The organism is Halomonas sp. 707D4 (assembly GCF_024158685.1).
Classification (GTDB): Bacteria; Pseudomonadota; Gammaproteobacteria; order Pseudomonadales; family Halomonadaceae; genus Vreelandella.
This window is the reverse complement of record NZ_JAMZBD010000542.1, coordinates 1-1,910: the sequence shown is the minus strand read 5'-3', so window position 1 is coordinate 1,910 and position 1,910 is coordinate 1. Positions and strand designations below refer to the sequence as shown.

Below are 1,910 nucleotides of genomic sequence, written 5' to 3'. Positions count from 1 at the left end.
CCCCGGGGTGGCGCGCCTGCCACTCCTTCGCCGCCGCCACGTTCCGGGCATTGGCCTCGGGATTCAAGGGGTCGACGAGTTCGATGGCATCGCTTCGGGTTCGCGCCAGCAACTGCGGGTCACTGGTGGCGAGCTCGAGCGCATAGAGCGCCAGCATCACCTCGTACTCGTCGCGGCTATCCAGGCGCGACAACAACAGCGCCACGGCGGGCAGCCCGATGCGCCCGAGCTCCTCGGCGGCCACGTAGCGTGGCCCGCTCGGCCCCGGTGCGATGAAGCGACGATCGGAAAGGCGGCTGACGTAGTAGGCCGCCTGCTCCTCGGGACTGGTGATCAGCGGCGGTACCCAGTAGATATCCGTCTTGCCGTAGGCGGGTACCGCCGCCGGGGCCGGCGCGGTCTGAGGCGCCTGGACCGTCTCGCTCGCCGGGGGCGGCGGTGTCGAAGGGCGCCCCGCGCAGCCGGTGATCAACACCACCAGCGCGACGGCCCCCAAGGCGCTGGAACGATTTCCCTTGTTCATCATGACTCCCTGCTATTTTTTTCAGACCCTCGTTCCCGCAAGCGGCCAAGGTACCGTTCGATCCTCCGCACGGCGCCAGGGCCCGTCACTGCAGTCGGCCCTGGCGCTTCAGGCGCTTGTCCACCCAGTGATCGTAGTAGCGGCGAAGCACCTGCTTGAGGCCGGGCAAGCCGATAATATACGCGCCCGGCGCGAGCCAGGGAATACGCTTCAAGAGCAGACGATAGGCGTCGATGCCTTCGACGATGCGCCCGTCCTTCAGCTCGACATGCAGCGAGCGAAGCGCGGTCTCGCAATCGATGCCGCGCTCGCCGAGCGCGTGCTGGTGCTCGGTGACATCGCACCAGACGATGTCCGCGCCGCGCTTGCCGGAAAGGCGCTCGAAGCGGCGCCGCTCGCGGCGACACAGCGGGCACTGGCCATCGTAGTAGACGTGGATCTTGCGGTCGGCAGACATAAAGGCTCCCGGTGGCGACTGCCCTTCAGTGTGGCACGTCCACCGCCACACGCAATGTCGAAGGGGCGTGCGATGGAGCGTGTCCGCGCCGCGCGAGCCTGGCTTCCAGGTGATCGCCGGCTCGACGGCGGCATTGACTCGACCCCACCAAAAACGGCACCCGAAGGTGCCGTCTTTCAAGCGCGCTGGATCACCTCAAGCGCTCGAACACCGTGGCCACGCCCTGACCCATGCCAATACACATGGTGGCCAGGCCAAGTGTCGTGTCCTGCTGGCGCATCACGTTCAAGAGCGTGGTGCAGATGCGCGAGCCGGAGCAGCCGAGCGGATGGCCCAGTGCGATGGCGCCGCCGTGCAGGTTGACCTTCTGGTCGAGATCGTCGAGAAAGCCCAGATCCTTCAATACCGGGATACCCTGGGCGGCGAAGGCCTCGTTGAGTTCGACGGTCTCGATCTCCTTGGCAGTGAGCCCGGCGGCCTTGAGCGCCTTTTTCGAGGCCGGCACCGGGCCGTAGCCCATGATCGAGGCGTCGCAGCCGGCCACGCCCGTCGACAGCACCCGGGCGATCGGCGAAAGGCCCAGCGCCTGGGCACGCTCGTAACTCATGATCGCCATCGCCGAGGCGCCGACAGAAAGCGCCGAGGAGGTGCCAGCGGTGACGGTGCCGTTTCTCGGGTCGAACACCGGCTTGAGCTCCGCCATCGACGCGAGGCTCGCGTCCGCGCGCACCACTTCGTCGTGCTTGACGTTGACCCGGAAGCCCTGGCTGTCGTGACCTTCGACGCCGATGATCTCGTTGTCGAAGTAGCCCTTCTCGTTGGCGGCCTGGGCGCGTTGGTGGGAGCGCACGCCGAACTTGTCCTGCTCCTCCCGGGTGACGCCGTGCATCTTGCCCAGAAGCTCCGCGGTCAGGCCCATCATCATGGCGG

The 1,910-nt window shown here is 67.1% G+C and carries 3 protein-coding genes; all 3 read right to left on the bottom strand.

Going from position 1 to position 1,910, the window contains the following annotated elements; all coding sequences use genetic code 11:
- Positions 1 to 523: hypothetical protein (locus BIS11_RS16355; RefSeq protein ID WP_253586557.1), on the bottom strand; the 523-nt coding region annotated here is incomplete at its 3' end.
- 85 nt (positions 524 to 608) lie between these two features.
- Positions 609 to 980: a thiol-disulfide oxidoreductase DCC family protein gene (locus BIS11_RS16350; RefSeq protein WP_253420190.1), complete on the bottom strand. Its 372-nt coding sequence runs from the start codon at positions 978 to 980 to the stop codon at positions 609 to 611.
- A 190-nt stretch (positions 981 to 1,170) separates the two neighbouring features.
- A partial coding sequence (locus tag BIS11_RS16345; protein WP_253586556.1) for an acetyl-CoA C-acyltransferase occupies positions 1,171 to 1,910 on the bottom strand: 740 nt, incomplete at its 5' end.

Bases quoted from the DNA above. Each gene is read 5' to 3' on its own strand.
- BIS11_RS16350 (WP_253420190.1), bottom strand. From the start codon at position 980: ATGTCTGCCGACCGCAAGATCCACGTCTACTACGATGGCCAGTGCCCG.